Source organism: Zhongshania aliphaticivorans (assembly GCF_001586255.1).
Taxonomy (GTDB): domain Bacteria; phylum Pseudomonadota; class Gammaproteobacteria; order Pseudomonadales; family Spongiibacteraceae; genus Spongiibacter; species Spongiibacter aliphaticivorans.
Genome location: NZ_CP014544.1, coordinates 2,159,004 through 2,176,198 on the forward strand (window position 1 = coordinate 2,159,004; position 17,195 = coordinate 2,176,198).

22 protein-coding genes and 1 tRNA gene are annotated in these 17,195 nt (G+C 51.4%); 13 read left to right on the plus strand and 10 right to left on the minus strand.

The features are described from left to right. Positions 1 to 5: 5 nt before the first annotated feature. Together rpmF and AZF00_RS09545 are read right to left on the minus strand one after the other, a co-directional pair. Complete coding sequence (gene rpmF / locus AZF00_RS09540; protein ID WP_008250024.1) at positions 6 to 185, minus strand: 50S ribosomal protein L32; 180 nt, start codon at positions 183 to 185, stop codon at positions 6 to 8. 26 nt (positions 186 to 211) lie between these two features. Beyond that, on the minus strand, positions 212 to 745 hold the full coding sequence (locus AZF00_RS09545) for a YceD family protein (protein ID WP_008250022.1): 534 nt from the start codon (positions 743 to 745) through the stop codon (positions 212 to 214). 163 nt (positions 746 to 908) lie between these two features. Here AZF00_RS09545 and AZF00_RS09550 point away from each other — a divergent pair, with 163 nt between their 5' ends. Beyond that, positions 909 to 1,508 (plus strand): Maf family protein, encoded by a 600-nt coding sequence (locus tag AZF00_RS09550; protein WP_062383653.1) that lies wholly within the window; start codon positions 909 to 911, stop codon positions 1,506 to 1,508. A gap of 4 nt (positions 1,509 to 1,512) precedes the next feature. Here the strand turns inward: AZF00_RS09550 and AZF00_RS09555 are convergent, their stop codons facing one another. Together AZF00_RS09555 and rluC are read right to left on the minus strand one after the other, a co-directional pair. Beyond that, positions 1,513 to 2,160: an HAD-IA family hydrolase gene (locus AZF00_RS09555; protein WP_062383654.1), complete on the minus strand. Its 648-nt coding sequence runs from the start codon at positions 2,158 to 2,160 to the stop codon at positions 1,513 to 1,515. Beyond that, positions 2,160 to 3,113, minus strand: a complete 954-nt coding sequence (gene rluC, locus AZF00_RS09560) for a 23S rRNA pseudouridine(955/2504/2580) synthase RluC (RefSeq protein WP_062383657.1) — start codon at positions 3,111 to 3,113, stop codon at positions 2,160 to 2,162. Before rluC ends, AZF00_RS09555 begins: the two co-directional genes overlap by 1 nt. A gap of 531 nt (positions 3,114 to 3,644) precedes the next feature. On the opposite strand from rluC, the gene rne reads away from it, so the two are divergent. The 11 genes from rne (at position 3,645) to AZF00_RS09615 (ending at position 12,744) form a co-directional block, all read left to right on the plus strand. Continuing rightward, complete coding sequence (rne, locus tag AZF00_RS09565; RefSeq protein ID WP_062383660.1) at positions 3,645 to 6,494, plus strand: ribonuclease E; 2,850 nt, start codon at positions 3,645 to 3,647, stop codon at positions 6,492 to 6,494. Positions 6,495 to 6,646: 152 nt separating this feature from the next. Next, a tRNA-Ser gene (locus tag AZF00_RS09570) sits at positions 6,647 to 6,736 on the plus strand. Positions 6,737 to 6,948: 212 nt separating this feature from the next. Beyond that, positions 6,949 to 8,175 carry an EAL and HDOD domain-containing protein gene (locus tag AZF00_RS09575; RefSeq protein WP_062383663.1) on the plus strand — a complete coding sequence of 409 codons (1,227 nt, stop codon included), beginning with the start codon at positions 6,949 to 6,951 and terminating at the stop codon, positions 8,173 to 8,175. A 91-nt stretch (positions 8,176 to 8,266) separates the two neighbouring features. After that, positions 8,267 to 8,938: a Bax inhibitor-1/YccA family protein gene (locus tag AZF00_RS09580; protein ID WP_008250016.1), complete on the plus strand. Its 672-nt coding sequence runs from the start codon at positions 8,267 to 8,269 to the stop codon at positions 8,936 to 8,938. 39 nt (positions 8,939 to 8,977) lie between these two features. Then, positions 8,978 to 9,385: a sulfurtransferase complex subunit TusD gene (gene tusD / locus AZF00_RS09585; RefSeq protein WP_008250015.1), complete on the plus strand. Its 408-nt coding sequence runs from the start codon at positions 8,978 to 8,980 to the stop codon at positions 9,383 to 9,385. Then, positions 9,382 to 9,735, plus strand: a complete 354-nt coding sequence (gene tusC / locus AZF00_RS09590) for a sulfurtransferase complex subunit TusC (protein ID WP_062383666.1) — start codon at positions 9,382 to 9,384, stop codon at positions 9,733 to 9,735. The genes tusD and tusC overlap by 4 nt, the downstream gene beginning before the upstream one ends. Positions 9,736 to 9,789: 54 nt before the next feature. Continuing rightward, complete coding sequence (tusB, locus tag AZF00_RS09595; protein WP_062383669.1) at positions 9,790 to 9,999, plus strand: sulfurtransferase complex subunit TusB; 210 nt, start codon at positions 9,790 to 9,792, stop codon at positions 9,997 to 9,999. 1 nt (position 10,000) lies between these two features. Further along, positions 10,001 to 10,336: a TusE/DsrC/DsvC family sulfur relay protein gene (locus tag AZF00_RS09600; protein ID WP_008250012.1), complete on the plus strand. Its 336-nt coding sequence runs from the start codon at positions 10,001 to 10,003 to the stop codon at positions 10,334 to 10,336. Positions 10,337 to 10,358: 22 nt separating this feature from the next. Then, complete coding sequence (locus AZF00_RS09605; protein WP_143829391.1) at positions 10,359 to 11,363, plus strand: glycosyl transferase family protein; 1,005 nt, start codon at positions 10,359 to 10,361, stop codon at positions 11,361 to 11,363. Further along, positions 11,360 to 12,460, plus strand: a complete 1,101-nt coding sequence (trmA, locus tag AZF00_RS09610) for a tRNA (uridine(54)-C5)-methyltransferase TrmA (protein WP_008250010.1) — start codon at positions 11,360 to 11,362, stop codon at positions 12,458 to 12,460. The genes AZF00_RS09605 and trmA overlap by 4 nt, the downstream gene beginning before the upstream one ends. Next, positions 12,457 to 12,744: a 4a-hydroxytetrahydrobiopterin dehydratase gene (locus AZF00_RS09615; RefSeq protein ID WP_008250008.1), complete on the plus strand. Its 288-nt coding sequence runs from the start codon at positions 12,457 to 12,459 to the stop codon at positions 12,742 to 12,744. The genes trmA and AZF00_RS09615 overlap by 4 nt, the downstream gene beginning before the upstream one ends. A gap of 17 nt (positions 12,745 to 12,761) precedes the next feature. Here the strand turns inward: AZF00_RS09615 and AZF00_RS09620 are convergent, their stop codons facing one another. From AZF00_RS09620 to AZF00_RS09635, 4 genes are all read right to left on the minus strand, one after another. Beyond that, complete coding sequence (locus tag AZF00_RS09620) at positions 12,762 to 13,619, minus strand: hypothetical protein (protein WP_008250006.1); 858 nt, start codon at positions 13,617 to 13,619, stop codon at positions 12,762 to 12,764. Between the two features lie 2 nt (positions 13,620 to 13,621). Further along, complete coding sequence (locus AZF00_RS09625) at positions 13,622 to 14,254, minus strand: dUTP diphosphatase (protein ID WP_008250005.1); 633 nt, start codon at positions 14,252 to 14,254, stop codon at positions 13,622 to 13,624. Between the two features lie 68 nt (positions 14,255 to 14,322). Beyond that, entirely contained in the window at positions 14,323 to 14,592 is a 270-nt protein-coding gene (locus AZF00_RS09630) for a hypothetical protein (RefSeq protein ID WP_008250004.1), read from the minus strand. After that, positions 14,592 to 14,918: a hypothetical protein gene (locus AZF00_RS09635; protein WP_008250003.1), complete on the minus strand. Its 327-nt coding sequence runs from the start codon at positions 14,916 to 14,918 to the stop codon at positions 14,592 to 14,594. Before AZF00_RS09635 ends, AZF00_RS09630 begins: the two co-directional genes overlap by 1 nt. A gap of 195 nt (positions 14,919 to 15,113) precedes the next feature. Here AZF00_RS09635 and AZF00_RS09640 point away from each other — a divergent pair, with 195 nt between their 5' ends. Further along, positions 15,114 to 15,521: a response regulator gene (locus tag AZF00_RS09640; protein ID WP_008250002.1), complete on the plus strand. Its 408-nt coding sequence runs from the start codon at positions 15,114 to 15,116 to the stop codon at positions 15,519 to 15,521. 13 nt (positions 15,522 to 15,534) lie between these two features. On the opposite strand, the gene queF is transcribed toward AZF00_RS09640, so the two are convergent. Beyond that, positions 15,535 to 16,365, minus strand: a complete 831-nt coding sequence (gene queF / locus AZF00_RS09645) for an NADPH-dependent 7-cyano-7-deazaguanine reductase QueF (protein ID WP_008250001.1) — start codon at positions 16,363 to 16,365, stop codon at positions 15,535 to 15,537. A gap of 42 nt (positions 16,366 to 16,407) precedes the next feature. After that, on the minus strand, positions 16,408 to 17,181 hold the full coding sequence (locus AZF00_RS09650) for an ABC transporter permease (RefSeq protein ID WP_008250000.1): 774 nt from the start codon (positions 17,179 to 17,181) through the stop codon (positions 16,408 to 16,410). Positions 17,182 to 17,195: the final 14 nt, after the last annotated feature.

Genomic DNA, 17,195 nt, shown 5'->3' on the forward strand with positions numbered 1-17,195 from the left:
AATACTTAGTCGTCTTTACCAGCGACAACTTTGCGACCACGGAAAAAGCCATCCGCAGTGATATTGTGACGGAGATGCTTCTCACCGCTGGTCTGATCCACAGACAAAGTTGGACCAGTCAATGCGTCATGCGAACGACGCTGACCCCGACGTGAACGTGTCACTTTACTTTTTTGAACAGCCATGGCCTAAAAATTCCTCATAATAGAGATTAATCGCGGGGTTTTAACTGCCCCAAAATAGCAAACGGCGTATCGCCTTCCTCTGCATCGCTTATCACTTTAACTGGCTCAGGTTCTGATTCCAGTTCAAACACTTTACAAACAGCGTCATCGTGATAGCTAACAAAAGGAGTATTAATGATCAGCTCATCCTGCAGCAAATCCGCTAAAACCAAATCTTCGTCTTCGCCTAAAATCAAAGGATCCAGTGATTTCGGCAGTGCTTTGGCTTGCTCGTCTGTCCACACAATGGCTAAATTAAATTCAGCCTCAATGCATATAGGCATTGCTTCCATGCAGCGTTGACACAGAACATCAACCTGACTGACAGCAGTACCGACTATACACTTAAACCCCTGCTCACTTCGAAAAAAGCGCAAGTCTACGTCTACCGAACCGCTAGTATTAGCGAGTCCGGCAGCAAACCGGCTGAGATCAGCGACCTGTTGCGAGGCGTGAATTTCCATGCCACCAGCAACAAATTTCCGAGCATCAACGAACTTAGGTAGGGGCTGTCTTTGCATAGGCGCGCAATAATAGGGACTTCCCCCCCTGTTGTCAAAGCAAAAACACCTGCAACGAGCCTAATACCAAGTGCGATCAAGGGCTTCCGCATCAAAGCTGGCGACTGGCCACTGTAAAAGTTTAAGATTAGCAATCATACCCAGCAATAAAGAAGCACCGTAAATGCCGCCAGCCACACCACAGCCACTCCCCTTGATCTTGGCATCGGGCTCCAGCTATCGACGTATACTGCTGGAAAAAATCGGACTGCACCCCCACTGCCACGCCACCAATATCGACGAGTCACCACTACCCAACGAGACAGCGACCGCGCTGGCGAGACGACTAAGCATCAGCAAAGCACTTAGCGCAGCTGAATCGTTTCCCTGTGCACTCATCATCGCCAGCGACCAATGCGCGGAGCTAGATGGACAAATTCTCGGCAAACCCGGCACCAGGGCTCGCGCTCAAAACCAGCTCAGCAAATGCTCTGGCCGCGAAGTACTCTTTCACACCGGAATTTGCTTACTAAACAGCCAAACCGGCAAGCAGCACATTAGCGTAGAAACGGTAACGGTGGCATTTCGCACCCTCAACTCCTTAGGAATTGAGCGTTACACCGAGAGAGAACCCGCCCTCGACTGCGCTGGCAGCTTTAAAGCAGAGGGACTCGGCATTAGCCTATTTCGGCACATCCACAGCGATGACCCAAACACCCTAATAGGCCTACCACTGATCCGGCTTATCGACTTTTTAAAAGAAGAAGACTACCCCCTACTATAAACACTCAGCGAGACAGCTCACCCACAATAGGTAGCAAGCCAGAGAAGTAATCAATAACAGCCAAAGGCTGCCAACGCTGCAGCCGCGCAACGCTATGCACGCCGTAAGAAACACCCACGCTTGGCATAGCAATACGGCTTGCCATCTCTAAGTCGTACTCGGTATCACCCACCATCAGCGCCGATGTCGGTTCGTAACCCCGCTCTGCACACAACTGCGCAAGCATCAGTGGATCGGGCTTTGACGCAGTTTCGTCAGCACAGCGACTCGCACTAAACAGCGAGCTTATCGGTAAGCCAGCAAAAACCCGATCTAGGCCGCGACGACTCTTACCCGTTGCAACGCACAAATCATGACCAGCTGCTTTTAAAGCCCGCAAGCTCTCTTCAACGCCAGCAAACATCTGGCAGGGCTGCTGATCTGCCAAAATAAAGCTGCGAACATAGGCCGCCCGCAACGCCTCAACCTCATCCGCGCTCAACTCTGGGTATAAAGCAGCAATAGCAATGCTCAGCTCCAGGCCGATAATATTGCGAATGTCCTCAGCGGCGCGCTCTTCCACGCCAAACTCCCGCGCCCCAGCCTGCATGCAGGCCACAATCTTATCGCTGGAGTCTAATATCGTGCCATCCCAATCAAAAATTATAAGCATTACAATTCACTACCCGCATTTTCTAATACTTTCTCTAACTCTGGAGGCAGCGGCGCCACCACCGAGATTCGCTTACCATCTAAAGTAAACGCCAAAGAATGAGCATGTAAAAACAAGCGCTTCAAACCAAGCTTGCGGAAATTCGCGTCCGCCCCGTCATCGCCGTATTTATCGTCGCCAAGAATCGGATAGCCCGCGTATTGGCAGTGCACCCGAATCTGATGAGTTCGCCCAGTGACAGGTCGCGCCTCAATCAAACTAGCGCCAGCAACTCGGCGCAGCAGGGTATATTCGGTTACCGACTTTTTACCCTCAAGCTCAACCCGCACCATGCGCTCCCCCGACGACAGCACATTTTTCTGCAGCGGCGCATTCACCTGCTGCTTCCGAGCTGGCCACTTACCGCCAACCAGCGCCAAATAACGCTTATCGACACCTTTACGCGCTTTTAATAGCTCATGAAGCTGCTTGAGCACGCTGCGTTTTTTGGCAACCATTACGCAGCCCGACGTATCACGATCAAGACGATGCACCAATTCCAGATGGCGCTGCTCGGGATACATTTGCCGCAGCGCTTCAATCAAACCCAAGGATATTCCGCTACCACCATGCACAGCCAAGCCCGACGGTTTGTTAATAACCAGCAAACCAGCATCTTCATACAGGATCGCCGAGCGCAAACCGGCATCCAAGCCCAGCGGAACGGCGGACTCTTCACGCACCGCCACTCGCACCGGCGGCACCCTCACGACGTCGCCGGTTTGCAATTTGTAATCTGGTTTCGCGCGAGACTTATTCACCCGCACCTCGCCCCGCCTTAAAAGGTTATAAATCCTAGACTTAGGGACACCTTTTAACTCTCTCATTAAGAAATTATCGATACGCTGACCGACATAGTCAGCCTCGACCGCCACCAAACGAACCACGGGATTGATGACTTTTTCGGATTCCACGTACACTCCTGTAACTCATTGAGTTAGTTATTGATTACTGGTATAGTCGCCCGGTAGCAACCGGGTCCGGTTCCCACCACAGCAGGGCTGTGATGAGAGGGAAGACCGCCGGCTAATACTAAGGCAAAGATTGCGACACATTCGCATAGCCTTATTTACATAAGTGAATAGCAGTGTACCGGCGGGCATTCTACCGTAGTGTCGGTACATTAAATAATAGTGCTGCCGATATTTGTTAGCACCGCAAGTGCGATAGAACTCTGAGAAAGCGACGTAAAGAACGTTACCAATACTGGCGCCGCAAATTGCGCCCAACAGTAATAGATGAAAGACGCCCAGCGCAGAAGGCCTCAAGGCCAGAATAAGCGAACTGGAATATAACGGCCAGGCAACGCGGCCCCACTGATGTACAAGGTGCACGCAGCAATAAATCAGCAGCCTCACCAGCTAATACAGCCTACATCAGAACGCTTAAAGATGCTCAATCGCATGAGCGGCCCGACAAATCCCGGCTTTTGGGATTTTTAGCTCATGAAAAGAATGCTTATTAACGCAACTCAACCAGAAGAGTTGCGCGTTGCCCTCGTCGATGGCCAACGCTTGTTTGACCTGGATATCGAAAATCGCACCCGCGTACAAAAGAAAGCCAACGTCTACAAAGGGACCATAACCCGCGTAGAACCAAGCCTTGAAGCCGCCTTTGTCGATTTTGGTGCTGAGCGCCACGGCTTTCTACCCCTCAAAGAAATCTCTAAAGAATACTTCTACCGCAACCCTGCCGATGGCAGCGGCGGTCGCGCCAAAATTAAAGATCTTGTCAAAGAAGGCACTCAGGTCATTGTTCAGGTAGAAAAGGAAGAGCGCGGCAATAAAGGCGCAGCCCTCACTACCTTTATAAGCCTCGCTGGCCGCTATATGGTCTTAATGCCCAACAACCCACGAGCCGGCGGCATCTCTCGCCGCATCGAGGGCGACGAGCGCACTGAATTACGCGACGCTTTAAACTCAATCAACATCCCCGATGCGATGGGCGTTATTGTCCGTACCGCTGGGGTTGGCCGCAGCTCAGAAGAGCTGCAGTGGGATTTAGATTATTTGCTGCACCTCTGGTCGGCAATCAAGCAAGCATCTGAGGAGCGCAAGGCACCGATCCTGATCCTGCAAGAAAGCAACGTCATTATCCGTGCTATTCGCGACTATCTTCGCGACGATATCGACCAAGTTTTAATCGACTCAGAAGAGTCCTACAACGAAGCCATGCATTTCGTTGAGCAGGTAATGCCGCACTTTAAGAGCAAGATTCGCCTGTATAAGGATCAAGTACCCCTCTTCAACCGCTACCAAATCGAAAGCCAAATCGAATCGGCTTTCCAGCGTGAAGTGCAACTCCCCTCTGGCGGCTCGATTGTTATCGATCCTACCGAAGCATTGGTTTCTATCGATATTAACTCGGCCCGCGCTACGAAGGGCGGAGACATTGAAGAAACTGCTCTGCAAACCAATTTAGAAGCAGCTGACGAGATTGCTCGCCAGCTGCGGCTGCGCGATATCGGCGGCTTAATTGTTGTCGATTTCATCGACATGCTGGCGGCAAAAAACCAGCGGGAAGTCGAGAATCGCGTTCGCGATGCGATGGAGCCAGACCGCGCCCGCATTCAAATCGGCCGTATCTCTCGCTTTGGCTTATTAGAAATGTCTCGCCAGCGCCTGCGTCCGTCACTGGGTGAAACCAGCGCCAAAGTCTGCCCACGCTGCAGCGGTCAGGGTACTATTCGCGACACCAACTCTCTCGCACTATCCATTCTTCGCCTCGTCGAAGAGGAAGCAAACAAAGAGAAAAGCGCTGAAATTCGCGCCATTGTGCCAGTCAATGTTGCATCGTACTTGCTTAACGAAAAGCGCACCGCAATATACGATATCGAGCAACGCAGCGGCGTGCGGGTCATGGTTATCCCAACTCCAGCGCTCGACACCCCCCACTTTGAAGTGGTTCGCCTGCGCGAAAGCGATCTCGGTGACGAACAAGAGATCAGCTACAAGATAGTAGCCGACCTCGAAGCCGAAAAAGAAATCTCTGACGAAGTTGTTTCGACACCTGCACCCGCTGCCGCCGTCGTTCGCACCCTCGCCCCCAAGGCCCCAGCACCCGCTGCCACCGAAGCGGTAGCAGCAAAAACCCCTGCGACACCTGCCGCAACCGGCGAAGGCTTTTTCAGCAAACTAGGCAAAAGCCTAAGCGGGCTATTTAAAACCGCCGAGCCCGAGCCAGAGCCCGAACCAGCGCCAGCACCCAAACGCCGCAACGAAGGCAACCGCAATAGCAACAACCCTCGTCAGGGAAATCGCAACAATCGTGGTGGTCGCAATCGCCGCAGCCCCGACCAGCGTCAAGCGCGCGACGATAACCGAGTAACTGATAACCGCAGCAACCGCGTCGAGGCCCAAGCAGCTAAAGTAGAGGCGCCAATCGAAGCGGCTGAAACACCAGCGAACACCGAGAATGAAGGCCAAGCGAGACCAAAGCGCCGCCCAGGCAACCGCAGACCGCGCAATCAGCAAGAGCGTCGTCGGACCCCTGCGCCCAGCGATGACACCGCCGTCGCTACTGAGAATCAAGTAAACAACAAGGCGACGGACGCTACTGATGCCGCTATTGCGGAAAAAGCAGCAACCGCAACGCCAGAAACCAAGCCCGCAAATACCGCTCCAGCGGCAAAAAAACCCACGGCTGAAGAGAATGAGTTCACGCCGATCACCCCAACAACCACCGCTCGCTTTGTTCCAGAGCAAAACGAGACCGTAGCAACAGAGGCGCCACCAAGCCCTGCTGTTGCCGCCGAAAAGACCACAGAGAACACTGTGCAGACTGAAGCAGCTCCAATTGCAGCGCCCACCCCAGAGCCCGTCATTGCAGCGCCAGCACCAGAAGCTGTCACAATTAAGCCAGCGGAACCTGTCGCCAGCACATTTAGCGAGCCAGCTCCCGCGCCAGAAGCTACCGTAGAAACGGCAGCAGCCTCTGAGGTCGTCGCTGCACCCGAGGTCGCTACGAGCGCAGATAAAGAAATACCAGCCACGGTAGCGAGCGCGGAAATCGAGACCGAGGCAGATACGTCACCACAGGCTAAGCCAGCTGCGGAAAAAATCGCTAAACCGGTGAGTAAGCCTGTCGCAAAGACGCCTGCTAGCGAAACAGCAGCTGTCAAGCCACGGCCTGTAGGCCGCGCAAGCAATGACCCAAGAGTGGCGCCAAAACCGCTAAAAGCCCTTGAGATCGTTACATCGCAGCCGCAAGCACCGAAACTCGATCCAAGCATAATTGCTCAACCTAGCCCGAATCGCCCTGCTGCACCCCGAGCAGCAAACGATCCGCGCAATTAAGCAAAGCGCCTAAAACCACTAGCCCGGCCCTGTGCCGGGCTTTTTATTGCCTAAAATTTAAGCAAATCCTAATACATCAAACTGATTTATAAGTCTTTTTCTCAATACCGCTTGTTTCGCCTAACAAGCTCTGTATAATTCGCAACTGCTGCGGAGGGGTGGCAGAGTGGTCGATTGCACCGGTCTTGAAAACCGGCGTTGGTTCATCCCAACCCAGGGTTCAAATCCCTGCCCCTCCGCCACTTTTAGCACCTCGTTAGCCCCCTCTACGTACAAGCCCACGTTATAAACTGCAATCCAAACCGTTAATATGCGCCAATTAATTGCGCGTCCTCGCTACGTCCGCATTAAACACTACACTCTACTCAAATGAATGTTCAGCAGACGCACTCCCTAGCCGTCTAACAGCGCGATGTATAAGCGCCGAGCAACGCAATGGGCATGAGACTTATTAATGAGTGACAGCAGCACACTGCTAATGGCCCGCCAACCCATACTAGATAGGTACGGAAAAACCGTAGCCTATGAATTGCTTTGCCGCTCAGTCGAAATAGACTCACTAAAATCACAAAACGAAAATGGCACTATGGCGACGGGCGAAGTTTTAATTGGCGCCTTTCATGACCTCGGCATCGACGCCATTACCAATGGGCTCCCCGCTTTCGTTAATCTCACTGAGTCTTGGTTGTGCAACCCTCCCGCAGTGCAAGCCCAACAGCTCGTCTGTGAAGTGCTTGAATATATCTCTGCCACACCAGCCAATATTGAAGCCGTTCAGCAACTTCGTAAGCTCGGCTTTAAAGTCGCCCTAGATGACTATATTGGCGACCCCGAACAGGGCAAATGGCTCCCCTACGTTGACATCGTTAAAGTGGATATAAGTGATTTATTACCCGGCTACAGTTCTGCATCATTGCTGCAGCAACACCAGCGCGATGGCTTGATTTGGCTAGCAGAAAAGGTTGAAACCGTTAAAGAGTTTGAGCGCTGCAAAGAAGAAGGCTACAGTCTTTTTCAGGGCTTTTTCTTCAGTCGGCCAGCCCCTTTATTCGGTAAACGCAACAATGACAGCCAATTTGCGGTTATGCGCTTATTGAAAGTATTAAGCAATGACGAAAACACGATGCTGGATATCAGCAGCGCGATTCAAAGCGACCCACAGCTAAGCTACCGCATTCTGCAGTTCATGAACTCGGCCAGCGTTGCAAAAGTGACAGAAATCACCTCGGTGCATCATGCGGCCACCATGGCTGGAGTCAATCGCATAAAGTCGTGGGCCACTATGCTGGCGCTGGGTCGCCTAGACCACAAACCCCGCGCCCTGTTAGAGCAAGCACTATCGCGCGCCTATTTGTGCCAATTGCTCGCGCAAAAACATGGCGACGCAGATCAGCACACCGCATACACTACTGGCATGTTTTCACTGCTAGACGCCTTTATAGACATCCCGCTGGAAGACGTTTGCTCAAAACTTGGCTTATCCGCAACCATGACGGCGGCCCTCCTCGATCACTCGGGAGCTTACGGTGAAATTCTCGACCTTGCAATTGCCCTAAGCAAGGGCAATTGGCCCCAAATTACAGCCTTATCGCCCGATATTAGCCTAGCGGACCTTGCCGATATTCAAAGTAAAGCATTTACCGAGGTTAGCCAGCAATTAAGATTAACTGGATTAAGCTAAGTTAACCTTGGCATGCATAGGCTTGCAGTCGTAACACCCCACGAAGTATGATTGCCAAAGCTTTAACCCTTCTTTTACTACGGAGTCATCCATGCAAGACAAATCGGTCTTTCAGACAGGCGCGCACGCCCAGCCCGTTCTCGAAACCAACAAGGTGCTGCGCAATACTTATATGCTGCTAGGCATGACCCTTGTCACTAGCGCACTCTGCGCTGGCCTGGCAATGGCCCTCAACATCGGCCATGGCACTGGACTAGTTTTGTCCATACTCGGCTTTGTCATGCTGTTTGTAGTCCACAAAACCGCAGATTCAAGCAAAGGCATTATTGCCATATTTGTATTCACTGGCCTATTGGGTGCAGCCCTCGGACCAATGCTAAAAATGTACCTCTCGCTACCCAATGGCGGCGAGCTAGTAATGCAGGCTCTTGGCGGCACCGCCCTGGTGTTCTTTGGCCTTTCAGCCTATGTATTAACTACCCGTAAAGACTTCTCCTTTCTCGGCGGTTTTTTGATGATCGGTTTGCTGGTCATGGTCGTTGCCAGCATTGCGAACCTATTTTTCCAGGTGCCCGCGGCATCGCTGGCAATTTCAGCCGCAGCCGTATTTATTATGTCTGGTTTGATTTTGTTTGATACCAGCAGAATCATCCATGGCGGCGAAACAAATTATATTCGCGCGACCGTCGCCCTCTATCTGGATATTTACAATCTGTTTGTACACTTACTGCATTTGCTTGGCATTTTTGGTAGCGATGATTAATCACCCCCTAAGTGCACCTGCAACTCAACTGAGGCTCTCATGAGCCTCAGTTTCGCTTTACTCGTCAGCGGCCAACCCTGTACCGACCAATCTAGCTTAACTGCCCTACGTTTTTGCCAAGCAGCCCTCGATAGTGGTCATCAAATTTACCGGGTATTTTTCTTTAACGATGGTGTGCATTGCGCCAATCGCTTTACGACGCCTCCTCAAGATGAAATTGCGGTACCGAAGCAGTGGACAAACTTGCAGAAAACCTTTGATTTAGATTTAGTTGTCTGTATTTCCAGTGCGCTGCGCCGCGGCATTGTGGACGCAAAAGAAGCTGCCCGCTACGAACTTGACGGCCACAACTTGGCTGATGGCTTTAGCATTGGCGGCCTAGGTCAGTGGGTAGACGCATGCCAAAATGCTGACCGCGTCATTCGCTTTGGCGGTAATGCCCAGTGACATTTTTGTATTTGTTTACACGAGCACCCTACGGTCACAGCATTGCCCGAGAAGCATTGGATATGGCTTTGGCCAGCGCCGCATTCGATCAACACGTCAGCCTCGTTTTTGCTCAAGATGCGATTTATCAATTACTCAATACGCAAGATAAAGGCAATACCGAAAAAAAACCGCATATCGGTGTAATCAATGCTCTGCCGCTGTACGAAATTGAGAATATCTATTACCTTAGTGACGACTGCACGAGCAGAAACATATCAGCCACAAACTTGGCACCCCACGCTAAAGCCCTCTCCGCCACAGAACTCGCTGACTTAATGCGCAGCGCCGATCGAATACAGAGTTTTTAGGTGAGCCTACATATATTAAGCAGCCCGAGCAGCCTAAACCGATGCCTTTTCAGTATGAGCGACGGTGATGCTCTTATCCTTATCGAAGACGCCGTCGTGCTTGCCGCAACACAAATTACACTTGAGCACCGCAATATTCGTATTTCGGCATTGAGCGACGACGTTGATCGTCGCGGAATAAGCCCAATTGCGGCGATAACGCTGGTCGACTACCCTGGCTTTGTCGCGCTCTGCGCGCAGCACCGTCACTGCTTGAGCTGGTAAGATGGCGGCGATAATCGTAAATGGCTGCAGCATCGCCACCGACCCTGATGGCTTTCTCAAAGACCTCAAAGATTGGTCCCCCGCCGTCGCCGAGGAGCTCGCCGCGGAAGCCGACATTAAGCTTAGCGATAGCCACTGGCAATTAATCCAGCTCGTACAGCACTATTATCAGCAATTTGGCCTGTCCCCCGCGATGCGGCCACTGATAAAATACGCCAAGCTAACGCTCGGCGACGACAAGGGTAACAGCCTGTATTTTCTTAAGCACTTTCCCGGCAGCCCGGCAAAGTTACTCAGTAAAATTGCCGGGCTGCCCCGCCCCGACAACTGCCTGTAAATTAATCCGAGCTAAAAACACTATGATGGAACACCCTTTTGCGCAATATGTTCGCATTCTCGGTAAAGGCAAGACTGGATCGCGCTCGCTCAGTGCTGACGAAGCCTACGCCGCAATGGGCATGATTATGCGGGGCGAGGTTGAAGACGTGCAGCTAGGCGCCTTTCTTATGCTGCTGCGGGTAAAAGAAGAAAGTTGCGAAGAGCTGGCAGGGTTTGTGCGCGCAATTCGCGAAACCCTCAATGCACCCGTAATTGCGGCAGATTTAGACTGGGCAAGCTACGCCGGCAAGCGGCGCCAACAGCCCTGGTATCTCCTCGCCGCACTCGCGTTGGCCGACAGCGGTTTGCGGGTATTCATGCACGGCGCAGCAGGCCACACTGCCGACCGAGTTTATAGCGAGCAGGTGCTAAACGCCTTGGGCGAGCCCTGCGCTCAGGACTGGCAGGATGTCAGCCTAAAGCTAGACAGCCGCAACTTTGCTTACTTGCCCCTCGGGCGCTTCTCCTTGCCCCTGCAGCGCATGATCGATCTCCGCGCGCAGTTTGGCCTGCGCTCACCAGTACACACCTTATCTCGGCTGCTTAATCCACTAGCAGCGGATTACTCAATACAAAGTATTTTTCACCCTGCCTACGCTGACAACCACCAACAAGCCGCCGCTTTATTAGCGCAAGCCCACGCCGTTGTCTTTAAAGGCGAAGCGGGTGAAGCCGAGCGCAAGCCCGAGGCAACTTGCCGAGTAAAAACTGTTCACAATGGTGTATTAGCAGAATCGGAATGGCCGCGCATGATCGAGGGCCGCCAAGAAAAACTTGAGACTTTAGCCCTAAGCGATCTATTAAACGCGTGGCGTGACGATGACGTTACCGAATATGGTCGCCTCGCCATTCAAGGCACTATCGCCATCGCTTTGCAATTACGCAATCCCGAGCTGAGTCAAACAGAATGCCTCGCGAGTGCCCAATCAATATGGCAACAGCGTAACCGCAAGCGGCTTACCGCCACAGCCACGGAATCAATATGAGTTTTAGACCACTAGACCCTGCGAAATACCCACAATTACTCACTGACAAAGTCGGCGCAGTAAGCGCACTCTTCGCCGACCTCCAACTGCCAGAGCCAGAAGTTTACCCATCGCCCGCCGAGCATTACCGCCTGCGCGCTGAGTTCCGCATTTGGCACGAAGGTGACAGCTTCTTTTACGCCATGTTTGATCCAGCCGAGCCGAGAGTGCCAGTGCGCATCGAGCACTTCCCCACGGCCTCGCGCGCGATATGTGAGCTTATGGAGCCGCTGCGGCAGGCCTTAGGCGAGCAGCTAGCACTGAGTAAGCGGCTATACCAAATTGATTTTCTGAGTACGCTAAGCGGCGATACTCTGGTCACCTTAATTTACCACCGCCGCTTAGACGACGAGTGGCAAGCTGCCGCGCAAACCGTTGCAGCCAAATTCAATATTCAAATTATTGGCCGCAGTAAAAAGCAGAAGCTGGTTTTGGGGAGAGACTACGTACTCGAGCAGCTGCCTGTCGATGGCCAGCACTACGCCTACCACCAATACGAGGGCGGATTTACCCAGCCTAATGGCCAAGTCAATGCCAAAATGGTGAGCTGGGCCAAAGCCCGCTGTGGCCACAACCCCCAAACAGATTTACTCGAGCTGTATTGTGGCAACGGTAATTTTACAATTCCACTGGCCAGTCATTTTCGTCGGGTACTTGCCACCGAGATTTCCAAAACCTCGGTAAAGGCCGCCCACGAGAACTTCGCCATGAACGCAGTAGAGAACGCGGTAGTGCTGCGTATGTCGAGTGAGGAGCTAACCTCGGCCCTAAACAAGGAGCGGAGCTTCCGCCGCTTGGCCAATGTTGATTTGGACAGCTACGCAATCGATACCGTGTTCGTCGATCCGCCGAGAGCCGGTCTAGATGAAGCGAGCCGAGCGTTTATTGCTCGTTTCCCCCGTATCGTTTATATCTCCTGCAACCCCGAGACCCTACACCGAGATTTGGAAATATTAACAAAATCACACGCGGTAAAGGACTTCGCGCTGTTTGACCAGTTCCCGTACACTCACCATATGGAATGTGGTGTATTTCTTATAAAAAAGGGCGTGATATGACCGTTAAACTTACCGAGCAAGAAGTCAGCGATGCATTATCAGAATTAAAAGGTTGGGAGTTGCGCGACGGAAAACTTTGCACTGATTTGGAGTTTGATAATTTCATCAGCGCCTTTGCCTTTATGACTCGGGTAGCCATGCGCGCCGAAAAAATTGATCACCACCCGGAATGGAGCAATGTTTACAAAAAAGTTAGCATCGCTCTGACCACCCACGATGCTGGCGGTTTAAGCGCCAAAGATCTCGCCCTAGCCGAAGCCATTAAGCAGGAGCTAAGTCGCTAGTTTAGCCAAGGCGAATCTTAGTAAAAATCGACCCCAAGACTTTGCAGGTGACGACTCAAATAGTCGTCTAAATTTGCCATGTCTTCGGGGTGCACGTCGACCACTGCAAAACCCAATTTTTTACACAGTTCAGCCCGACGCATGCGGGCAGAAATAATATCAGAGTGATCATCTGCTCCCCAATACTCGATATACACGCCGCTTTGTGGCAGGTAAAAATCACTGACTAACAACTCCGCTACTGGCAAAGCACGGTACATGGCGTAACGTAGGCCAGCCAGGTACAGCCACTGCGCAATTGCCCAGTGACCCTGGTTTTTACACGCCTTGCCATCAATACTGCGCAATTCTAGGCTCGTCGCAGCAAATAAATCACCGCCACTTGGGGCATCAGGCTTGCAGAGTGCCAAGATGCGCTTAAAGCCCCCTCGCAGCGGAATATCTTCGGGCCACAGCACATAACTCAAACTGCTTTGCTGATTTTCAAAGACTTGCCCCCCCTCCTTAATGCCCTGCTCGGTCAACTCCCAACCCCGGTGACTGGGCTTTAGCCAGCCCAGTTCAACTAACATCCGGTTGATCTCTCGACCGCTAAACCCCTCAGCTCGCCCCAAGGCAGCGGCAGACAGGAGTTTATTGCTTTCTAAGGCTTGAAAAAGCGGGTGATCTAAGAGCGTTGACGGCCAGACAATATAGCGGCCGTAACGCTTGCTGTTGACATAGCTACCGCCCTCAAACTCACCTTTGGCGGTTAAGAACCAGCCCTCGTCCGCTTTGCGAATCCAACCGTAATCTTTAAGCACTGAAAACAGCTGTTGAACCGGTATTTCACCAAGTTTAGCGAGCGCTGAAGTAGAAACTTTATCCACAGACATCTTTAAACCACGGGGTAGCGAGCAGCTAGGCTCTGGTAGACATCGTCAGCAAATTGCGGCGATGCCATATCGGCTGTAACCAGTATTTCCACAAGATGGACATTGTCCTCTTCACCTTGCCAGATTTTGATGTAACTACCGTCTTTATAACCGTGATCTTGGCGGAAAAAATTCAGCACGTTTTTACCCACGTACTGTTTATAGAGCTGATCAAAGTTCAGCTCGGCCGCGGCCATAAGGTCCCAGAACAAACTCACCGAAAAGGCTTTTTCAGTTAGGCAGTAAGCTGCGAGCGACTCCGTTGCCGCCAATACATCTTTACCAGAAGCGCGGTAATTACCGAGTTCGGCGACAATTTCATCGGCTAGCTCATCAACATCTGCGCCCACTCTGAACATAGCGCTCAAGCCGAAGTGCCAGATATCAACAATTTCTAACTGTACTTGTTGAATATCAGGCTGTTGTTTTTTCCACCATTTGTAACCGTAGTGATCCATTAATTCAGCACACTCGATCCACGCCGCGCGATACCAAGCAAAACCTTGGCTTCGCCACTCAGCGTGAACCTTGGAATTCATACGATCTTGCAGGCCCAGCATGGTGACAAACGCTTGGCGATTATTTATATCTGACACGGGAACCCCAATAAATTAAAATCTAGGGGAACATGATAAACAAGGATGGTGGCGAACGCAGTGGAAATTTACAGTTTAGCCGCTTTCACTTTCGCATCGTTTGCTTTAGTTAGGCGCTCGGACAAGCTAATAAAATAATTTAGGGTATCCGCGTCGGGAGAAAAGCGGTAGTCCTCTTGAATTCGCCCGGCAATTGACTCGGGAGTCTGCGCAGAAAAATTAGCAGAATAGCTCAGGCGCTGACTGATCGGACACAAGCTAATCGTCGACTGAGGGCCATGCATTGAATAGCATTTCGCTTCGAGGGCACTGGATTTACTTTTCCGCCAAAAACTCATCAGGCACAACGCTGCTGAGACACGGGCGCGTCGAAGGCCAAGCGCACGACCCGACCATAAGCAAAATCAATTATTTGCAAAGGCTGACCTGATAGCAAGTGACTCGCTACGGGAAGCGGGAGATTAGGTAAGCAGATAGTTTTACGGTGTTCGTCAGCCTCGGCAAACAACAAGACCAAATCGAGAATCTCCTGACCTTTTGCCGATTCGCGCGGATAAAGGGTGTAATCAAAACTCTGCTTTACGTCTGGCAGGATATTATCGACCGCGATATGGCGTACACTTCCGTCCTCGTCATAGCCTAGCAAGTAACTTGCGATAAGCATGTGGTACTCCTGAGCGCATTAAATATGCAGGCAATTATGCTGCCAAGCCCCGCTACAGGGAATCCGTTCAACTACCTATCATCAGCATACTATCGGCCCGCAAGGCGCCGACCACATACGGGAAATCCCCTACAGCTCAAGAATGCTGTCATCACTACCCTAGGCGAAGTACCCGCTTCGAATGGGAAAACCTGCATGACTGAAACCCGAAGCCCGAGTTTCTGGATAGTTGATGACTCCAAGGCCGACAGAATCATTTTCAAAGAAACCCTCAGCCGCTTGGGTACACAGCTGCGGCTGCGTGAAATTGACGACGGTGAAATACTTCTCAATGAACTCGACCACAAAAAAAATGGCGAACTCCCCGATGTCATATTTCTAGACATCAGCATGCGACGAATGAATGGGAAGTCGGCTCTACAGTTCATCCGCGAAGATAAGCGCTACGATCACATTTATATCGTGATGCAAACTGTGTCCTATCGGGAGCGAAGCGAATGCATTGCCCTCGGTGCAGATGCGTTTATCAGCAAGTCCACCAATTTCAATAGCTATTTAAAAAAGCTGGCCGCGGTCATCTCTGACTGGCGGGAAGGTGCTTAAGTAGCCTTAATCGTCATTGCCGCGCACCTCGGCGATTCTCTGGACTCGCCAAGTCATCATTGCTTCGCCAAGGATTAATATCCAAGCCACCACGCCGCAGGTAGCGAGCGTAAACCGTTAACCGCACCGGTGCGCAGTAGCGACTAATATCGCTAAAGATCTGTTCAACACACTGCTCATGAAAATCGTCATGCTCACGAAAAGACACCAAATACGCTAACAAACCCTCTTGATTTATACGCGGCCCACGGTAGCTAATTTCAATACTTGCCCAATCGGGCTGTGAAGTCACCGGGCAGCGAGAACGCAACAAATGGCTGTACAGGGTCTCCTCGATCACATTGCCGGTATTCGCAGACAATAAGCTCGGGCTCGGTTGATAGCTATCCGGACAAATATCTAGACCGTCAATACACTCGCCGCGTGGTAGCGCAATACTGTAATTGGCGGGCCAATCTTCGGGACAATAGATTGCTACCTGGACCTCGGCCCCGGCAGCCAGGCTCAAATCGTGGCGCAGCATTTCGGCCATGGCATCTAGACCGCTTAAACGAGTTTGATTAAACGAGTTAAGGTAAAGCTTAAAGGATTTTGACTCGATGATATTAGGTGACTGGGCCGGTACCCGAAACTCGGCACAGGCAACCAAGGGCTTGCCCTGCTCGTTTAAGCAAGACAATTCATAGGCATTCCAAATATCCACGCCGCCAAAGGGCAACACATCACCAAGCCCTAAACCATCACGCCCCGCCTGCCTAACAATTGGATGCAAGCAGCTCGGGTCGTATTGACTGGGATAATCTACCTGCTCGCCTAGTGGCCCATGACTTAGCTGTTCACTCATGTTTCATCCGTTTTTTTACTAAACCACTACCCCAGAGACAATTCATTGACGCAGGCGAGTGCCCGTACGCAGAAGATGCATACAATATGCATATGCCGCTAAAGTAAACACTCCAACCATGATAAAGGCCGTGGTGACATTCACATCAGACACGCCCAGCACGCCATAGCGGAAGGCATTGACGATATAGAGCATAGGATTCAAGCGCGACACCCCAGCCCAAAACTCAGGGAGTAAATCGATGGAGTAAAATACACCGCCCAAATAGGTTAACGGCGTCAAAACAAAGACCGGCACAATAGAGACGTCATCAAAGTTGTTGGCGAAAACCGCATTAATAAAGCCCGCCAGCGAAAACATGATTGAGGTCATCAACACAATCGCAATCGTTACCCCAATGTGCTGGATATGCAATGTGGTGAAGAACAGCGACAACGCTGTAACAATAATGCCGACCAGCAAACCGCGCGTCACTCCGCCAAGAACAAAGCCCCAGAGTATGGTGTTATTCGACATTGGCGACACCAAAATTTCTTCGACAAAATGTTGAAATTTTGCGCCAAAAAACGATGACACTACATTGGAGTAAGCATTGGTAATTACCGACATCATGATCAAGCCCGGCACCACAAATTCCATGTAGCTGAAGCCGCCCATTTGCCCAATACGGGAGCCGATCAAGGCACCAAATATCACAAAGTACAGCGACATAGTGATGGCGGGCGGCAACAAGGTTTGCATCCAAATACGCAAAAAGCGTCTAATCTCTTTGCGGACGATCGTATAAAACGCGACCCACTGCTCTGCTAATGTCATTAATATTTCATCCT